This is a genomic window from Pseudoalteromonas sp. CuT4-3, from assembly GCF_035666335.1.
Taxonomy (GTDB): domain Bacteria; phylum Pseudomonadota; class Gammaproteobacteria; order Enterobacterales; family Alteromonadaceae; genus Pseudoalteromonas; species Pseudoalteromonas atlantica.
The window spans coordinates 1,283,531-1,301,665 of sequence record NZ_CP142030.1; the positions used below are offsets into that span (position 1 = coordinate 1,283,531).

The 18,135-nt window shown below is 41.5% G+C and carries 19 protein-coding genes; 8 read left to right on the top strand and 11 right to left on the bottom strand.

What is annotated here, in order from left to right:
- Nucleotides 1-5: 5 nt before the first annotated feature.
- From purN to cmoA, 4 genes are all read right to left on the bottom strand, one after another.
- Nucleotides 6-653, bottom strand: coding sequence for a phosphoribosylglycinamide formyltransferase (gene purN, locus VOI46_RS05825; protein ID WP_004588939.1), 648 nt, complete (start codon nucleotides 651-653; stop codon nucleotides 6-8).
- A complete protein-coding gene (purM, locus tag VOI46_RS05830; protein WP_004588940.1) occupies nucleotides 653-1,705 on the bottom strand; it encodes a phosphoribosylformylglycinamidine cyclo-ligase in 1,053 nt (350 codons plus the stop codon). Before purM ends, purN begins: the two co-directional genes overlap by 1 nt.
- A gap of 492 nt (nucleotides 1,706-2,197) precedes the next feature.
- Entirely contained in the window at nucleotides 2,198-3,166 is a 969-nt protein-coding gene (cmoB, locus tag VOI46_RS05835; protein WP_004588941.1) for a tRNA 5-methoxyuridine(34)/uridine 5-oxyacetic acid(34) synthase CmoB, read from the bottom strand.
- Between the two features lie 12 nt (nucleotides 3,167-3,178).
- A complete protein-coding gene (cmoA, locus tag VOI46_RS05840) occupies nucleotides 3,179-3,904 on the bottom strand; it encodes a carboxy-S-adenosyl-L-methionine synthase CmoA (protein ID WP_004588942.1) in 726 nt (241 codons plus the stop codon).
- Between the two features lie 116 nt (nucleotides 3,905-4,020).
- Here cmoA and VOI46_RS05845 point away from each other — a divergent pair, with 116 nt between their 5' ends.
- Nucleotides 4,021-4,710 carry a DUF3334 family protein gene (locus VOI46_RS05845; protein ID WP_004588943.1) on the top strand — a complete coding sequence of 230 codons (690 nt, stop codon included), beginning with the start codon at nucleotides 4,021-4,023 and terminating at the stop codon, nucleotides 4,708-4,710.
- Between the two features lie 98 nt (nucleotides 4,711-4,808).
- On the opposite strand, the gene VOI46_RS05850 is transcribed toward VOI46_RS05845, so the two are convergent.
- The 3 genes from VOI46_RS05850 to VOI46_RS05860 form a co-directional block, all read right to left on the bottom strand.
- Nucleotides 4,809-5,285 (bottom strand): hypothetical protein, encoded by a 477-nt coding sequence (locus tag VOI46_RS05850; RefSeq protein ID WP_039972420.1) that lies wholly within the window; start codon nucleotides 5,283-5,285, stop codon nucleotides 4,809-4,811.
- Nucleotides 5,286-5,555: 270 nt separating this feature from the next.
- The gene (locus VOI46_RS05855; protein ID WP_004588945.1) at nucleotides 5,556-6,053 is read right to left on the bottom strand and encodes a YgjP-like metallopeptidase domain-containing protein; all 498 of its coding nucleotides are present in this window, start codon (nucleotides 6,051-6,053) and stop codon (nucleotides 5,556-5,558) included.
- Nucleotides 6,054-6,066: 13 nt separating this feature from the next.
- Nucleotides 6,067-6,915 (bottom strand): DUF72 domain-containing protein, encoded by an 849-nt coding sequence (locus VOI46_RS05860; protein WP_004588946.1) that lies wholly within the window; start codon nucleotides 6,913-6,915, stop codon nucleotides 6,067-6,069.
- Nucleotides 6,916-7,477: 562 nt separating this feature from the next.
- Between VOI46_RS05860 and aspS the strand changes: the two genes are divergently transcribed.
- From aspS to VOI46_RS05875, 3 genes are all read left to right on the top strand, one after another.
- The gene (aspS, locus tag VOI46_RS05865) at nucleotides 7,478-9,256 is read left to right on the top strand and encodes an aspartate--tRNA ligase (protein WP_004588947.1); all 1,779 of its coding nucleotides are present in this window, start codon (nucleotides 7,478-7,480) and stop codon (nucleotides 9,254-9,256) included.
- Between the two features lie 189 nt (nucleotides 9,257-9,445).
- Nucleotides 9,446-9,676, top strand: coding sequence for a hypothetical protein (locus VOI46_RS05870; RefSeq protein WP_004588948.1), 231 nt, complete (start codon nucleotides 9,446-9,448; stop codon nucleotides 9,674-9,676).
- A gap of 29 nt (nucleotides 9,677-9,705) precedes the next feature.
- A complete protein-coding gene (locus VOI46_RS05875) occupies nucleotides 9,706-10,302 on the top strand; it encodes a pentapeptide repeat-containing protein (RefSeq protein WP_004588949.1) in 597 nt (198 codons plus the stop codon).
- A gap of 90 nt (nucleotides 10,303-10,392) precedes the next feature.
- Here the strand turns inward: VOI46_RS05875 and VOI46_RS05880 are convergent, their stop codons facing one another.
- A complete protein-coding gene (locus VOI46_RS05880) occupies nucleotides 10,393-10,716 on the bottom strand; it encodes a hypothetical protein (RefSeq protein WP_004588950.1) in 324 nt (107 codons plus the stop codon).
- A 125-nt stretch (nucleotides 10,717-10,841) separates the two neighbouring features.
- On the opposite strand from VOI46_RS05880, the gene VOI46_RS05885 reads away from it, so the two are divergent.
- Nucleotides 10,842-11,582, top strand: coding sequence for a hypothetical protein (locus tag VOI46_RS05885; protein ID WP_004588951.1), 741 nt, complete (start codon nucleotides 10,842-10,844; stop codon nucleotides 11,580-11,582).
- Between the two features lie 330 nt (nucleotides 11,583-11,912).
- Here the strand turns inward: VOI46_RS05885 and VOI46_RS05890 are convergent, their stop codons facing one another.
- On the bottom strand, nucleotides 11,913-13,115 hold the full coding sequence (locus VOI46_RS05890) for a bifunctional alpha/beta hydrolase/OsmC family protein (RefSeq protein ID WP_004589527.1): 1,203 nt from the start codon (nucleotides 13,113-13,115) through the stop codon (nucleotides 11,913-11,915).
- Nucleotides 13,116-13,382: 267 nt separating this feature from the next.
- Between VOI46_RS05890 and VOI46_RS05895 the strand changes: the two genes are divergently transcribed.
- Together VOI46_RS05895 and VOI46_RS05900 are read left to right on the top strand one after the other, a co-directional pair.
- The gene (locus tag VOI46_RS05895) at nucleotides 13,383-14,222 is read left to right on the top strand and encodes a 2OG-Fe(II) oxygenase family protein (RefSeq protein ID WP_004589526.1); all 840 of its coding nucleotides are present in this window, start codon (nucleotides 13,383-13,385) and stop codon (nucleotides 14,220-14,222) included.
- Nucleotides 14,223-14,514: 292 nt separating this feature from the next.
- Complete coding sequence (locus VOI46_RS05900) at nucleotides 14,515-15,906, top strand: DEAD/DEAH box helicase (RefSeq protein WP_282338051.1); 1,392 nt, start codon at nucleotides 14,515-14,517, stop codon at nucleotides 15,904-15,906.
- Nucleotides 15,907-16,008: 102 nt separating this feature from the next.
- Here VOI46_RS05900 and VOI46_RS05905 read toward each other — a convergent pair whose 3' ends face one another.
- Both VOI46_RS05905 and VOI46_RS05910 read right to left on the bottom strand, forming a co-directional pair.
- Nucleotides 16,009-16,752, bottom strand: a complete 744-nt coding sequence (locus tag VOI46_RS05905; protein WP_055255247.1) for a DUF3307 domain-containing protein — start codon at nucleotides 16,750-16,752, stop codon at nucleotides 16,009-16,011.
- A complete protein-coding gene (locus VOI46_RS05910; RefSeq protein WP_004589524.1) occupies nucleotides 16,752-17,375 on the bottom strand; it encodes a hypothetical protein in 624 nt (207 codons plus the stop codon). The genes VOI46_RS05905 and VOI46_RS05910 overlap by 1 nt, the downstream gene beginning before the upstream one ends.
- Before the next feature lie 166 nt (nucleotides 17,376-17,541).
- On the opposite strand from VOI46_RS05910, the gene VOI46_RS05915 reads away from it, so the two are divergent.
- Nucleotides 17,542-18,045: an NYN domain-containing protein gene (locus VOI46_RS05915; RefSeq protein ID WP_004589523.1), complete on the top strand. Its 504-nt coding sequence runs from the start codon at nucleotides 17,542-17,544 to the stop codon at nucleotides 18,043-18,045.
- Nucleotides 18,046-18,135: the final 90 nt, after the last annotated feature.

Sequence of the window (18,135 nt, forward strand, 5' to 3'; positions counted from 1 at the left end):
TTTTTTTATTGTGGGTAGTGCGCGCCGTGTGCAGGAAGTTGTTTTTCGTCAAGAACTGCATAATCTGCTTCCATAGTAAGTCTGTGTTCACTGAACCACTTGACCACCAAAGGATAAATTATATGCTCTTGTTCGTGCACGCGTTTAGCTAATGTTTCTGCTGTATCATCCTTGAGTACAGGTATTTGCGCCTGAAGAATAACGGGACCGCCGTCTAACTCTTCAGTTACAAAATGAACACTTACGCCATGAACATCGTCTTTTGCATCAATTGCTCTTTGGTGGGTATTCAGCCCCTGATACTTAGGCAACAAAGATGGATGAATGTTCAGCATTTTTCCAACATATTTTTGCACTAAGCTAGGAGTAAGAATACGCATAAACCCAGCTAATACAACTAGATTTGGCATAAAAGAGTCAATAACGTTCATTAATTGCGCATCATAGGCCTCGCGCGAGTCAAAATCTTTGTGACTGAGCACTTTTGTAGCAATACCTGCTTGTTTTGCACGCTCAAGGCCGTAAGCGTCTGCTTTGTTACTTATAACAGCCGCTATGTGTCCGTTTATTTCGCCGCGCTCGCAGGCATCAATAATGGCTTGTAAATTAGAACCACTACCCGATATTAATACCACTAAGCGAATGGGTGCCATTACTTAGCACCACCTACAATTTCTACTTGCTCTTCGCCGGCAACAGCATCTTGAATTTCACCAAGGTGCCATGCGTTTTCGCCAAGCTCTTTTAAAATGCTTAAGCTTTGCTCTAGCGCATCGCCTGGTACTACTAATACCATGCCTACACCACAGTTAAATGTACGGTACATTTCGTGCGTAGTAATATTGCCGTTTTCTTGTAACCAGTTAAAAACGGTTGGCCACTGCCAGCTATCGCCTTTAACTACTGCTTTTGCAGAATCAGGTAATACACGCGGAATGTTTTCCCAAAAGCCGCCGCCAGTAATATGCGATAGGGCATGCACGCCTACTTGCTTAAATAACTCAAGTAAAGGCTTAACGTAAATACGTGTTGGCTCTAGTAAGTGCTCGCCTAGTGTTTTGCCGTCAATAACTTGGTTCGTATCGGCGTTTGATACTTCAAGCACTTTACGAATTAAAGAAAAGCCGTTTGAGTGCGGACCGCTAGAGGCAAGGGCAATAAGTTGATCGCCGGCTGCTACTTTTGTGCCATCAATAATTTTAGATTTTTCTACTACGCCGGTACAAAAACCGGCCATGTCGTAGTCTTCACCATCGTACATACCTGGCATTTCAGCTGTTTCGCCGCCAATCAGGGCACAGCCAGAAATCTCACAGCCTTTACCAATACCGGTTACTACATCGGCCGCTGTGTCTACATCTAGTTTACCTGTTGCATAGTAATCTAGAAAAAACAGGGGTTCAGCGCCTTGTACTATTAAATCGTTTACACACATTGCAACTAAATCAATACCTACAGTGTCGTGTTTTTTTAAGTCGATAGCTAAACGTAGTTTAGTACCTACACCGTCAGTACCTGCCACTAGTACTGGCTGTTTGTAACCTTCTGGAATTTCGCAAAGAGCGCCAAAACCACCAATTCCGCCCATTACTTCTGGACGACGCGTTTTTTTAACTACGCCTTTAATACGCTCAACAAGTGCATTACCAGCGTCGATATCTACGCCCGCGTCTTTATAGCTTAATGACTGTTTTTGTTCGCTCACAGGTTTTCCTCAAATAATTGCTTGGGGTTGCTTTTCGATAGCTTAGAAACGCGCGTATTTTACAACAATTGCAACTGCGCGGCTAGCTCAAATATAGTTTTGAAATAATTAACAAGGACACTTGTCCGCTATTAGTTTGTTAATTGCACAAAAAAAGCACCCTAGGGCGTGTTGACCTTTGCGGATTGGAATTTGTTCAATCTAGGGGCGATTAAATCGCGGCGCGAGGTTTGTACCTAGTGGGCTAAGTAAAAATCGAGCAAAGCTTCCGCGTCCTGCTCACGCCCCTTACCTACATCCATGTAGGCAACAAAGAGTTTATCGTCCCTAGAAAGAACCCGAAGGGCAGCGCATGTTTGGCATTTATGCAGCGTTATCGCCTATTTATGTGGAATAACCACACTTCATAGGCTCTGCCTTGCCTAAGAACCAAACACACTGCTGCAAATTCAACCATCAAAGAACAACACGCCCTGGGTGCTTTTTAGTTATTTATGCTTTGGCAGTTAGTATTGCTCTAAGTGGAGCAGGGTAACCTTCAATGGTTTTACTGGTATCGTTTGGGTCTAAAAAATCAACTAACGATTCGTTTTCCATCCAGTCGGTCCTGCGTTGCTCATCAAGCGTGGTAATTGCGCAATCTTTTATTTGCACATCTTTAAAGCCAACACGCTCCATCCACAGTTTAAGTGCAGCAGTACTTGGAATAAACCAAACGTTGCGCATTTTTGCGTAGCGGTCGGTAGGTACAAGTACGGTGTTTTCATCGCCTTCAATTACTAACGTTTCTAGCACGAGTTCGCCACCTGGGCGAAGCTGCGCTTTTAACTGCGCTAAAAAATCGATAGGCGAGCGGCGGTGATACAGCACCCCCATAGAAAACACCGTATCAAACGTTTTAAGCTCGGGTAGTGCTTCTACACCTAATGGTAATAAATGCACGTTTTCGTCTGGGTTGTAATGTTTAATGGCCTGAAACTGACACAAAAATAAATCAGAAGGGTCAATACCTACTACAAATTCAGCGCCTTCACCGCGCATACGCCATAAGTGATAGCCAGAGCCACAGCCTATATCTAATACTGTGCGGCCTTTTAATGGCTCAATATGGGGAAGCAGGCGGTCCCACTTCCAATCGCTGCGCCACTCTGTGTTTATTTCAATACCGTGTACAGTAAAGGGGCCTTTGCGCCATGGCATCATGCGTTTTAATAAATGCGTGGCTTGTTTTTGCTCGCCTTCGCTCATCTCCCCCGGTGCGCCAATTTCTACTTTAGTGGCGATATCAACGTGGGTTGTTTTTACTTCTGGCAAATTTTTAAGTACTTTTTGCCATTTTGGTAAATCGCCATGGCTTGCCTCGTTTTGCCAATGCTTTAATTGAGCGGGCAGGGTTTCTAGCCAGTGGCTAAGCGGGCTTTGTGCAATTGCTGCGTAAAATTGGTTAAACCATTGAGACATAAGTCACTCTCTTTATTTAATTGCTACCATTGAGCAAAAATTAAAACATTGATACCACACTTGCGTTTGGCTAAAACCAATGTCGCTTAAACGATTAAAGTGAGTGCTTAGCGTATCGGGGCGCATCACGTTTTCAATGGCAGTACGTTTTTGGCTTATTTCAAGCTCTGAGTAGCCATTGTGGCGTTTAAAGTCGTGGTGCAAATCAATTAATAAATTATCGCACTGCTCGTTTTCGGCTTTAATTTTTTCGCTAAGTAGCAGTACGCCACCGGGTTTTAAGTTAGCGTAAATTTTTTCAAGCACGGCTTGGCGCTGTAATGGCGGAATAAATTGCAAGGTAAAATTCATGGCCACTACCGACGCATTTTGAATCTCAAGCTCGTTAATATCGCCTAAAGTTACTGTAACAGGCACGTCTGATTTAAAGCCTTGTAAATGAACCTTACAACGCTCAACCATAGCTTGTGAGTTATCTACAGCAATAATGTGGCAGTTATCGGTGCGAATATTACGGCGCATACTTAGGGTAACCGCACCAAGCGAGCAGCCTAAATCGTAAAGGTTTGAATTACTTTGCGCATATTCACCGGCCAATTTACCCATAGTGCTTACAATGGTGGCGTACCCAGGCACAGAGCGCTGGATCATATCCGGAAAAACCTCAACCACATTTTGGTCAAAGCTAAAATCTTTTACTTGTTGCTCAGAGGCGTAAATACTGTCTTTTATACTCACTAAGGCAGTCTCTTTAAAAATAATGGCACTATTTTAACATTTTATACTGGATAGTCAGTGATAAATTCAGTAGCTTGGCTAGAATTATGAATAATAAGTATAAAAGAGAACGTTAAATGAGCAAAAGTAAGGTAATTAGCACAGACGATATATTAGCAACCCTATGTCATTCAGTTACGGGTGTTTTGTCATCAGCCAGCGGTAACGAAATTAGCTACTCGGCTATGGTGCAAAAAATAACGCGCACCTGTATGCGTCCAGACATTGGCTGTTTTGTATTATTTGATGGTGGCTTTACAGGGCTGGTAGTCACTAATTTTACAGCGCAAGCAGCAATGGAAATTTACGGCGATTACATGCGCAATATGGGCATGCCTGAAGAAGAAATTGCCCACAGTCATTTATCGGATGACGTTTCAAATGTAATGGGCGAGCTGATGAACCAAATTGTTGGTGACTTCACTTCTAAAGTGCGTGAGCAGTTACATACCTCTATTACGCAAAACCAGCCAAAAATGATGGCAATTAATAAACAAGTGCAAATATCGGTTGATACCACCATGGATCGTCCACAAGCACGCCGCGTAACCTTTACTACGCGCAACCAAAATATTTTTTACCTAGAGCTGGCAATGGATAAAACAGAGTTTATAAAACTACATGACTTTGACATTGTAGAAGCGATAGACCCTGATGACATTATCGAAAACGAAGCTAAGCAAAAGGCCGAAAAAGCAAAAGCTAAGTCAAAAGAAGCAGAACAAGATGATGCCGATGATGACTTTATGGCTGAGCTAGGGCTGTAAAATTTAAAATTGATTATTATATAATACCCCGCTAACTCTGCGGGGTATCTGGTTCAGTGCCGTGGTTCATAACGTTTTAAACTTATCCACTTAGCTATTTAGTTTGCTTCAAAGAATCTAACTTTTGCCCCAATACTTTCTCGTAAATACTTTATTGTATCTTTCTTGTTTTCGTCTAATAACCAAAAACTTTCGTCTCCGCTATAAAGTGTAGTTATTAAAAAATTTGTTGAGTATGAGGGGGGGAATTCACATAAATCAATGAGAAAGTGGTCAATAAAATCACATACATACTTCACTACATTCTTTGCATCTTTTATCTGCCAAGATTGTGGGTCTATGGGGAGTTTTAAATATTGTGACTTTTCGTCATCAAGTACAGGTTTTGAAATTTCATTAGGAGGCAATATCTCACTACTTGGCTTTGAGTGAACATATTTATTCCTAATTTTAACAAGTTCGGATAGTTTTTGAAAATATGGAGAGCCGCGATTAATACTTTTTGATTCTATAATAGACATATACAAGTATTCGTACTTATCAACAAGTGATAGCTTATCTAGGGCACTTTTCATAGCCTTAGTGCATGGAATTGCGTACATAAAGCAGTTAGCAGCAGACTCCAAGCACAAAATAGATGTGATTATTGCTTGTCGAGAAAATGCTCCTTCGCCATAAGGTATATCTTCATTGCATTTAATAAGAAAAACAGCATCATTGAGTTGTTCAAAAAAAAGCTTTATTAACGATTTCTACTCTTTGCTGCATTAAAACCTCATTTATTTGTATTAAAAACATTCATTATAAGAGTTTATATTTTTTGAAAACTTTTGTTTTAGTAGATATTAAACATACGGATTCTCACCCATTGCCACCACCACACAAAAAATCCGTAAATCTAACTCTAACTGATGGTATTGCGGCTCCATGTGGCAGCACAGTTTATAAAAGCTTTTGTTGTGATCTTTTTCTTTAAAGTGGGCGAGTTCGTGTACGACTAGCGCTTTTAACAGTGGCTCTGGTGCGCGCAGTAAGTCACTGTTTATGGCTAAATCGTGCTTACGGGTTTTACCCTGCATGCGGTAGGTGTGAGTACCGAGTGCGTTGGTAACCATATCACCTTGTTTTTTAAATGCAGCGCGTCCAAACGGTGGGGCGTTTTTTAAATACTGCTTTTTTAAATCAGTGGCGTAGCTGTAAAGTAGTTTGTCGGTGGTGATGGTGTGCGCATGTGGGTATTTTTTAAGTAAGTAGTCACATACCTTGTTGTTATTTATAAGGCTTAATACTTGCTCAACAATGTTAGCTGGGTAGCCGGTAAAGTAACGTGCGTATTCACTCATTTTTGTTCTCTATTTAAAAAAGCGTTGGCTGGTGGGCTTCTTTTTCGCCACTGAATGGATTTAATACCGGGTGATTATACCCTAGGTCTTCACAAAACTGCCTAGCAAGGAGCGGAGATTCTCGGTTATCGGCAGTATGAAAAAACACATACGGGGTTTTTCCCTCATCAAGCCATTGTTTTACTTTATTGAGCCAGGGTTTATAAAAGGGTTTATAGTCGTTTTGTAAATCGGCTATTACAAAGCGTGCCATCGGCTGCGAGCCAGTAGCTATTGCATGTACCGGTAAGTGTGGCTTTTTTTGTTGTGCATCTATTAAAGCCTCGGTGGTGGGCTTTATTGCAAAAAGCGCACGGGTATCCATAGAAATACGGTTTATATTATTTGCCATTAATAGCTGATTAAGGGCAATTTCGGCCTCACCTTTTTTAAAAAAATCACTATGGCGTACTTCTACGCCGTAATTTAGCTCTTTGGGGAGCAAGCTAATAAATTGCGTTAATTTAGGCAAATCGCTTGGACCAAACGCTTTGGGTAATTGCAGCATTATTTGCCCTGTTTTTTCAAGTATTGGGGCAAATAACGTAAGCCAGTCATTAAGTTCTGTTTGAACATTACTAAGCGCAAGCTCGTGGCTAAAGCGACGATGAAACTTAAACGTAAATTTAAAGTCCTCGGGTACGCTTTGAGCCCAGCGTAAAACGGTGCTTGGCGCTGGGTCTGCGTAAAAGCTGGTATTGCCTTCAACTGAGTTAAAATGCTGGGCATATTGGCTTAGCATATCGGCATTTTTACATTGGCGGGTAAATAAGTTGCCTTTCCAGGCGCTGCTCGACCACTGAGGGCATCCAATATATAACATAAAAAGGGTGGCTTAATGACTTCGTGGCGTAAGTGTACCAAATACATACGGTGCTTGCTGCAAATTAACATTACAAAGCTAAACACACGCTCTAGGGCGTGTTGATCTTTGTAGATTGAAATTTGTTCAATCTAGGGGCGATTAAATCGCGGCGCGAGGTTTGTAACCTAGTGGGCTAAGTAAAAATCGAGCAAAGCTTCCGCGTCCTGCTCACGCCCCTTACCTACATCCATGTAGGCAACAAAGAGTTAATCGTCCCTAGAAAGAACCCAAAGGGCAGCGCATGTTTGGCATTTATGCTGCGTTATCGCCTTTTTATGGGGAATAACCACACTACATAGACTCTGCCTTGCCTAAAAGCCAAACATACTGCTGCAAATTCAACCACCAACGTTCAACACGCCCTAGCATCTTGATACTACTTGGGTATAATGCAGGGCTTAATTTGATTATTTTTAGATTGCTAGCGGCTTTATTTGTATTGTGGTGACCAGTTTTTTAAATCACACGCCTTAAAACAAATAAATATAACCGTTTAAGCCTTTTATCTGACAGGAAAACTATGCGCTCTATATATTGCGGACAGCTAAATAAAACTCACGCAGATCAAGAAGTTGAACTATGTGGCTGGATCAACAAACGACGTGACCTTGGTGGACTTATCTTTGTCGATTTACGCGATAGAGAAGGGTTAGTACAAGTTGTATTCGATCCAGAGGTTGAAGGACTAATGGATAACGCTAACAAACTTCGCCAAGAGTTTTGTGTGCAGTTAAAAGGGGTTGTACGTGCGCGTCCAGAAAGCCAAGTAAATAAAGACATGGCAACAGGCGAAGTAGAAATTTTAGGCACTGAGCTAACTATTATTAACCGCTCTGAGCCGCTTCCGCTTGATTTTAATCAAACCAATTCAGAAGAGCGCCGCTTAAAGTATCGCTACTTAGATTTACGTCGCCTTGAAATGAGCGACCGTATTAAACTGCGCGCTAAAGCAAGCAGCTTTGTTCGTCGCTTTTTAGATGACAATGGCTTTTTAGACATTGAAACACCTGTACTTACAAAAGCAACACCAGAAGGTGCACGCGATTACTTAGTACCGAGTCGTGTTCATAAAGGTAGCTTTTATGCATTACCACAGTCACCACAGTTGTTTAAGCAATTGTTGATGATGTCGGGTTTTGACCGTTACTACCAAATTGTTAAATGTTTCCGTGATGAAGATTTACGTGCCGATCGTCAACCTGAATTTACCCAAATAGATTTAGAAACCTCGTTCATGAGCTCTGATCAAGTACGTGGTATGACTGAAAAAATGATCCGTGAAATGTGGCAATCATTACTAAACGTTGATTTAGGCGATTTCCCAATTATGCCTTACAGCGAAGCAATGAGCCTTTACGGTTCTGATAAGCCAGACTTACGTAACCCAATGAAGCTTGTTGATGTAGCTGATTTAGTAAAAGACGTAGAGTTTAACGTGTTTTCAGGTCCAGCTAATGACGAAAAAGGCCGCGTTGCTGTATTAACAGTACCGGGTGGCGCTAAGCTTTCGCGTAAGCAACTTGACGATTACACTAAGTTTATTGGCATTTACGGCGCTAAAGGTATGGCGTGGATGAAAGTAAACGACCGCGATGCAGGCGCTGAAGGCGTTCAATCTCCAGTTGCTAAGTTTTTAAACGAAGAGGTAATTACCCAGTTACTTGAGCGTACTAACGCACAAACGGGCGACATTATTTTATTTGGTGCCGATAAACGCAACGTTGTAAACGAAGCAATGGGCGCGCTTCGCTTGAAGATTGGTGTTGATTTAGAAATCATTAACCTTGATAGCTGGGCGCCACTTTGGGTTGTTGACTTCCCAATGTTTGAAGAAGATGACGAAGGCACGTTACATGCTGTGCATCACCCATTCACAGCACCAAAAGATATTAGCGCAGAAGAGCTTGAAGCAAACCCTGCCGCGGCTATTTCAGATGCTTACGACATGGTATTAAACGGCTACGAAGTAGGTGGCGGTTCGGTACGTATTCATAATGCTGATATGCAAGAAGCAGCATTTAGAATTTTAGGTATTGATGCGCAAGAGCAACAAGACAAGTTTGGCTTTTTACTTGATGCCCTTAAATACGGCACACCACCACATGCTGGTTTAGCCTTTGGTCTTGACCGTTTAGTTATGCTTTTATGTGGTACCGATAACATTCGTGACGTTATTGCGTTCCCTAAAACCACTCAAGCATCGTGCTTATTAACCGATGCACCTAGCAAAGCTAATAGCGACTCGTTAACTGAGCTTGCAATCAGTGTGGTAGAAAAAGCAATTCCTAGCGAAGAGTAATGCCGCGCGTAACAAATGCGCTTAGCTAGATTTAAAAACCCTTAGGAGTATGCCTAGGGGTTTTTTTATGGTTAAATTTAAAGCAGTTCATACCAATCGTGTTAAGTTATTAGTCTATTTAGCACGCTAGAATAGTTAAATATTCAAGTTGCTTGGTATCAAATATTATTCAATAGAGAGGGAGTTCTTATGTCGTTTAATCTCACATTATTTGGTGAATTTTTAGCTTTTTTTATTTTGTTTTGCATTCCAATTTTTGCGCTTATTAGCTACAAAATAGGTAAAAGCAAAAGCACCATGCCGGGCGTTTTGGCTTTTGTAGGCGGGTGTTTAGCAGTATTTCCGCTCTTTGGCTTAATTTTTATCGCCTTATTAGCGCTTAAACAAGACTTGCCAAAAACCAGCCCTTATGCCCATTAAACAACCCTAAATACGGACACGTAGTTACAGTGCCAATTTCTAATAATAGCTATTATTGCGATCAGCAATTTAGTGCCTTGCAGCTAGCAAAACACACACTCGAAAACACAGAATTTGAAGCATGTACGTTTATAAATTGCGACTTATCTCAGGGGCAATTTAAAACGTGTCGATTTATAGAGTGCAGCTTTGAGCATTGCAATTTATCGAGCATAGAATGGGGATACAGCTCGCTTGAAAGTGTAAGCTTTAGCCATTGTAAGTTAAACAGCGTGCAATGGAGCAATGCTGATTGGGGAGCCCTAAGTATTGATGCGCCGGTGAGCTTTAATAGCTGTGAGCTTAGTAACAGCTCTTTTTATGAATTAACTTTAAAATCACTAAAATTAATACACTGCTTTGCAAAAAATGTTGATTTTAGACATGCCAATTTAAAGCAAAGTACATTTACAGGAAGTAATTTTCGCGATAGTGAGTTTTTTCAAACCACTTTAACTGAGTGTGACTTTGTAGGGGCTACAGAATTTAATATAGATTTAAACAGTAATGCGTTAGCGGGTGCTAAGTTTGAGCGCTTTGAAGCTCTTAATTTACTTACAAGCCTTAATATTGAGCTTTGCGATTAATATGTGAGGAGCGTTTAGAAGCTGCATATTGCAAGCCTCTAAACAATGAATAACCTTTAATAAGATTAAACAATGGCCTGTAGCTTGGTATTAACAGCTAGGGCCATTTTTATTACGTGCGTTTGCCAATGTGCGGGCAATTTCAAGCAGTGCAGGGGTGATGTCATCAGCGCCGTCTTTAATTAATTTGGTTACATCACCTGATGAATATAAGCTATCGCGCGGCGACTTAATACCAAGTTCGCGCACAAAGTCTTTTGTTTTACCTGTGCTGCCTGTTTCAATAAATTTAAATATAATACGCTCGTTGTTACTTTTTGGCTCGGCCTGTAACACGGCAATTTCTTCTTTATAGGCTTCTATTCGACTTTGCAAAATGTCGATACGTTGTTCAATAGTGCTGTATGATTTCATGGGGTACTTTTCTAAATTAACTAAAAATAATACCCGTATTATCGCATACATTAGCAATGGCGCGCGCTAACCTTTATAGTAAAAGTTATTTTTATTTAAAAACAATAATTTATATAAGTTAAAACATGCATAAAACAATAAAAAAGTTACTAACATTAAGTGCATTTAGCCTAAGCGCGAGTTTAATATCCCCATTAAGCTTTGCTGATGATGTAATAGTGGATCAAAGCCGCAATCGCACCATCCCTATAAATATCACATACCCCAATGAGAGTAATCAATGCAGCGTACACGCAAAGTGCCCTGTAGCATTTGTAAATGCAGGCTACGGCATTAGCCACAATGACTACACGTTTGCGAGTAAGCTATTTAATGCAAAAGGTTATTTAAGCATTGCAGTCGCGCATGAGCTTAAAACCGACCCTGCACTTAATCGTATGCAGCCATATTTAACCACCCGCATGGAAAACTGGCACCGCGGTGTGGTTACCCTTAAATTTTTAGTTAATCAGCTATGTGCTCAATACCCTGAATATAACTTTTCTCAGCTCACGTTATTTGGCCACTCTAACGGCGGCGATATATCTGCTTTATATGCTTCAATTTACCCAAATGAAGTAAGTCAAATAATTACCCTCGATCACCGCCGCATATTGATCCCACGTAATAAAAACATACGCGTGCTTACACTGCGTGGTAGTGATTACCCAGCCGATGCGAATGTTTTATTAAATGAAACAGAGCTAAAAAACTTCCTTGTTAGCCAAGTAATGATTGAAAAATCGCGCCATAACGATATGCACGACGGCGGGCCAAAATGGCTGGTGGATAGAATGAGTAAAGAAATGCAGGCGTTTTTAAATTAACAAAAATTTGTAGAGCTTTATTTCAGGGCCTGTTGACTTTTCAGGGTTATAATTTGTTCAATCTAGGGGCCATTAAATCACGGCGCGAGGTTTGTAACCTAGTGGGCTAAGTAAAAACCGAGTAACAAAGAGTAAATGGCCCCTAGGCAGCACCCTTTGGGCAGCGCCTGCTTGGCATTTATACGTCGTTATCGCCTATTTATGGGGAACAACCACAGTACATAGGCTCTGCCTTGCCTAAATACCAAACAGACTGCTGCAAATTCAACCTCGAAAGGTAAACAGGCCCTAGTAAATAGCGCAGCCACAGCTGCGCTATTTTTGTTTTAGTTACTCAACTAATTCACTTACTACAATTGGGCTGTTATGCAGGGTCTTATGCACAGGGCATTTGTCGGCTATTTCAAGCAGGCGTTGGCGCTGTGCTTCGGTTAAGTCGCCGCGTAGGGTAATTTTACGGGTAATGGCCTCTAGGTTTTGGGTACATTCGCCGTTGTCGCAATCTTTGTAATAGTCGCGGGTGTGTTCAAGCTCTACTTTTATATGATCAAGCGGCAGCTTTTTTAAGGTTGCATACATACGCAGTGTCATTGAGGTACACGCGCCTAGGCCTGCGAGTATATGGTCGTAAGGATCGGGGCCTAAATTACTGCCACCTACTTTTAATGGCTCATCGGCAAGCCATGTATGATCTTTAGTACTTACGTGCTGAGTAAATATATGATCTTTTTCTTCAACCAGTACTTTGCCGTTTTCTAATTTTTCGCTGTAGTTGCTTTGCTCATATTTAACGTAGCGGTTTGCCCAATTAGCAATAAGCGTAGCAGCGTACTCGGCATCGTTTTTATTACTCAGTAAGTGGTCGGCGTTATCGAGGCTAATAAAGCTTTTTGGGTGTTTGGCTGATGCGTAAATTTTCTCGGCTTCTGAAATATTAACCGTGGCATCAACAGGGGAATGCATAACTAAAAGTGCGCGTTTTAATTTACCTATATGGCTACGGTCGTACTTTGCGATGTCCTCTACAAATTGTTTTTTTATGGTAAATTCGCGTCCAGCTAAGCTAACTTTAGCTTCACCTGCGGCGTTTATTTCGTCTAAATGGGCTTCAAAGTTATGTGCAACGTGTTGCGCATCTGAAGGAGCGCCAATTGTTGTAATAGCCGATACCTCAGGAATATGCTCTGCAGCAGCCAGTACGGCAGCGCCGCCTAAGCTGTGGCCAATTAATAACTGCGGCGCATCAAAGTGCGTACGCAGGTGATCGGCTGCGGCCACTAAATCTTGAATATTTGATGAGAAGTTACTGTTTGCAAAGTCGCCGTCGCTATTGCCAAGGCCGGTAAAGTCAAAGCGCAGTACGGCAATACCCTGTTGGGTAAGGGCGCGGCTTATGCGCGTAGCGGCAGCAATATCTTTACCACAGGTAAAGCAGTGTGCAAATAAAGCATAAAACTTTACATCGCCGGCTGGGCGTTCAAGCTGGCCTGCAAGTTCTAAATCGCCGCTTTTAAAAGATACTTTTTGTCGCATAGAAGAGCCTTAGTGTTTCATTAAAATACGTTACAATAATAGATAAGATATAAGCACTAACTAGTGTAATTTCAATGTTTATTATGCTTTGATCTTGATCAAGTAAACTGCTTACTATTTCATCGTGAGGACATTTGTCCTTATGTTTTTTGGGTGGTTTGTCTATCCTCGCACAGCGCTATAATGAAGGTTTTGCTACTTTATATTGGCTAATTAGCTATATTTTAAAGCAGCTCACTTCTAACAACCTATTCACTGGAACGTACAATGCAATTACCTACTGTTGATTATAAAGCTCCCGATGCGGCTGCTCACTTTGTTGAATCGTTAAGAAACACCGGTTTTGGTGTATTAAAAAATCACCCAATCCCGCAATCTTTAGTTGAGTCTATTTACGAAAAATGGCAAGACTTTTTTAATTCAGAGCAAAAGCACGACTTTTTATTTTCTAAAGAAACGCAAGACGGCTATTTCCCGCCTTCTGTATCTGAGGTAGCTAAAGGCTTTACAGTAAAAGACATTAAAGAGTACTTTCATGTTTACCCTAAAGGTCGCGTGCCTGCTGAGCTTGAAGCCGACGTGCGTGAGTACTACCGCTTAGCTAACGAATTTGCAGCAACGCTTTTAAGCTGGGTTCAAGCAGAGGCACCAGCCGATGTACGTGCTAAGTTTTCTATCGATTTAAAAGACATGATTGCTGATTCTGAGCAAACATTGTTACGTATTTTACATTACCCGCCAATGACAGGTGATGAAGAGCCAGGTGCAATTCGCGCTGCAGCACATGGTGACATTAACTTATTAACTGTATTACCTGCATCGAACGAGCCAGGCCTGCAAGTTCAAAAAACAGATGGCGGTTGGTTAGATGTGCCATGTGACTTTGGTAGCTTAATTATTAATATTGGTGACATGCTACAAGAAGCGTCGGGCGGGTACTTCCCATCGACTATTCACCGTGTAATTAACCCAACAGGTAAAGCGTCGACTAAGTCGCGTATTTCTTTACCGCTGTTTTTACACCCACGTCCTGATGTTGTGCTTTCTGAGCGCTACACTGCAGACAGCTACCTACAAGAGCGTTTACGCGAGCTAGGTGTTAAATAATAGTTGCTTTTTAAACAGCATCTATTCAAAAGCGGCTTTTTAGCCGCTTTTGTTGTTTTACATAGCCCATTGGGTTATATCCCCCGCGCTGCGATTTAATCGCCCTTAGGTAGTACATATTTTAATTCACAAAAACGTATCTGCTTTAATGCCATAGTGCTGTTTTGTATTGCTATTCGCTATTTTTGCGCAGAGTGCTTATTTGGCAAAGTGAATATTTCCATGCATTTCTAAGTTAGTTGCGTATAATGCGCCCTTGGCCGGTTTGGCCTTTTTTTTATTGAGAGATTTTATGAGTTTTGATGGTTTAGGTTTATCACAGTCTTTAGTTAACGCGGTTTTAGAAAAGGGCTATGAAACGCCAACGCCTATTCAGGCTCAAGCAATTCCTGCAATTATTGAACGTCGCGATGTGATGGCGGCTGCACAAACAGGCACAGGTAAAACCGCTGGTTTTACGTTACCGCTAATTGAGCTGTTATCTAAAGGCAGTAAAGCAAAAAGTAACCACGTACGTGCCCTTATTTTAGCGCCTACGCGTGAGCTGGCTTTGCAGGTAAGCGAAAACGTTGAAGAATACGCTAAGCACTCTGCTGTAAGTTCGTTTGTAGTGTACGGCGGCGTAAAAATAAACCCACAAATGCAGCGCCTTCGTAAAGGGGTTGATATTTTAGTGGCCACGCCTGGGCGTTTAATCGATTTACATAATCAAAACGCTGTTAAGTTTGATAATGTTGAAGTGCTGGTACTTGATGAAGCGGACCGCATGCTTGATATGGGCTTTATTCACGACATTAAACGCCTGATTGCTAAAATGCCGCCTAAACGCCAAAACTTAATGTTTTCGGCAACGTTTTCAGATGATATTCGAGCATTAGCAAAAGGGTTAATTAACGACCCTGTTGAAATATCAGTTGCGGCAAAAAACACCACTGCTAAAAGCGTAACGCAAAGCGTTTACGCTGTTGATAAATCGCGTAAAACCGCATTACTTAGCCATTTAATTCGTAGCAACGATTGGCAACAAGTATTAGTGTTTAGCCGTACCAAGCACGGTGCAAACCGTTTAGTTAAACAGCTTGAGCGCGACGACATAGTAGGCGCCGCTATTCATGGTAATAAATCACAAGGTGCCCGTGTTAAAGCATTAGATGGCTTTAAAAGCGGTGAAGTACGCGTACTTGTAGCCACTGATATTGTGGCACGTGGCCTTGATATTGTTGAGCTTCCGCATGTGGTTAACTACGACTTACCAAACGTATACGAAGATTACGTTCACCGTATTGGCCGTACAGGCCGTGCTGGTGCATCAGGGCATGCTATTTCGTTTGTAACAGCCGATGATGCCGCTGATTTATACGGTATTGAACGTTTTATTGGTGAGCTAATCCCTCGCGCTGAAGAGCCTGGATTTGAACCAACTAGCCCAGTACCTGAGCGCGCATTAGATGCTCGCCCAATTAAACCTAAAAAGCCTAAAAGAGCAAAGCAGCCGTTTAACAAGCCTAAGTCTGATAAGCCGAACAGCAAAAAACCAAACAATGGGGGAAGCGGTACAGGCCCTCGTCGTGGTGGTTCTAAAAAACCAGCAGCCAAAACCGATGACAACGCACAAAGCCCATGGGCAAAGCGCCAATCGGTAGGTGGTAATGGCCAGCGCCGTCGTCGCCCAAATAACGATTAATCATTATTAAAGATTGTATTGGCCTTTAATTTAACGCCAATACAAAAAACGCGCTACCTTTTTAATAGAAGTAGCGCGTTTTTTATTATCTGAAATTTATACTTACCTGATCAACGAATTAACGCCTAATCCTACAAACAAGGTAACGCTAACGCTTAGTAAGGTGCCTAGCATAACGTACTCGGTGAGCTTTTTATCTTTACTGGCACTTAAATCGCCAAACCTAAATACCGACTTGGCAGCTAGCAAAAAGCCAAGCCCCGCAAATTGATCAAGTAGTATAAAGCTGAGCATAAGTACACGCTCTATCATGCCAATGCTTTGTCCGGCCAACGGTAAGCTGCCCTCACTTGAAAAGTTAGCGGTGAGCCTTTCAAGCATCATTCTTATAAATACGGCACTTGGGCTTAATATAATTAAATATCCGCATACAACCCAAAGCACTTTAGGGTTTGTGGCAAGTGCGCTTACGTACGCGATTAAACTTTGGTTATCAGTTATATAAATACACAGCGCTATTATTACGGCTATATGCGCTATCTGGTCGAGTAAAAAGGGCACAACCCCTTTGTTAGAATACGACTTAGCAATATCTATTAGGTAGTGGCTAAGCATAATTGCAGCTGTTGAAAGTAACACGGTGCTTAGTTGTTGCCAGCCATAGCTATATTCCCAAAGCGCTAAAATAACGGCGCTAACCACACCGTGTACTAATACATGCAGGTAGAGCTTTTTAGCTTTAAAGTGGTGGGTGTTTCTATCGTTTACCCAGCTCATTGGTTGTAAAAAAAAGTCACTGACTAGGTGGCCTATAATTAATGTCACTAATAATAACGAAAACCCCATTACTCACTTCCTTTTGCAATCGTTGTTATGACCTGTTTAGCGTGTACTATAAATCGCTCTATAAGCTGATAATTTGCTAAATTAAGCAATTTAGTGACATTTTCGCGACTGGTGTTAAGCTCTTTTGCCAGTGCTGCATGACTGTTATCGGCCTGGGTTAAATACACGTAAAGCGCATTGGCTTGTTTTTGCGTTATTTTGCTAAGCAAGGTATCGACAAAGGCAAGGTTAAGGCTAAAACTTTCATCTAGGGCGTGCTTTGCTACCTGTAAGGTAAAGCGTTGGTTGGCTATTTTATCAAGGCCTTGCCCTGAGAGCACAAAGGCCGAGCCGGTGGCTGTTTTTATATCGCTGCGTGGGTTGTCTACCTCACCTAAGGCCATACTTTGGCGTAGCTCGTAACCTGCCGACTTTAAATGCAAATAAATGATAATAGCGGTTTTAATTAACTGCTCGCTTTGATTTATTTGTAACTGAAAAGCATCACCTCGGTATATGGTCCACAGGGATGTATTATCACTAATTGCACGCAAACTTTGCTCTAGCTGATAAAGCATGGCATCGTATTGCTGCTTAGGTATTTTTTGCGATTTAATAATATCGCCGCTGATCACACCAATCATAAAAATCCAAAAAGTAACTTAATGCAGTTACATAGAATCAGGTAACCAAATTTGGTTACATTTAGTTAAGTGACCAATTTAGGTTACTTAAAACAAAATTGCAAGGTTCACTCGTTAATGGCGTTTTATTTCAGCTGCGCTGAGCTGTGAGCACTTAAGGAAACAAATGACTTTACAAAACGATCAGCAAATCAGTAAGCCACGTGTCGGTATTTTTGTTGATGTACAAAACATTTATTACACGTGCCGCGAAAGTTACCGTAAAAACTTTGACTACAATGCATTTTGGGCGCACATGAAGCAGCAGTATTCTATAGATTGTGCATTTGCGTATGCCATTCACCGCGGTGATGAAAAACAAAACCAGTTTCAAAATATTTTGCGTGCTATTGGCTTTGAGGTAAAACTTAAGCCGTTTATTCAGCGCCGCGACGGCAGCGCAAAAGGGGATTGGGATGTAGGCATAACGATAGATATGCTAGAGCAAGGCAAAAACCTCGATAAAGTTATTTTGCTCTCTGGTGATGGCGATTTTGCGTTATTGCTAGGGCATTTAAAAAATCAATACAATGTACCGTGCGATGTCTACGGCGCCGATAAGTTAACCGCAGAGGTGCTTAAACAAAGTGCAGAACAGTTTCATTTAATTGATGATAGCTTGCTACTCTAAAGCATAAAATATAGCGGCTAAGTGCCTGCAACATGAGAGTTTTTAATAAAGAGCCTATATAGCTAATATAGGCTTTTTTTATTGCTGTAA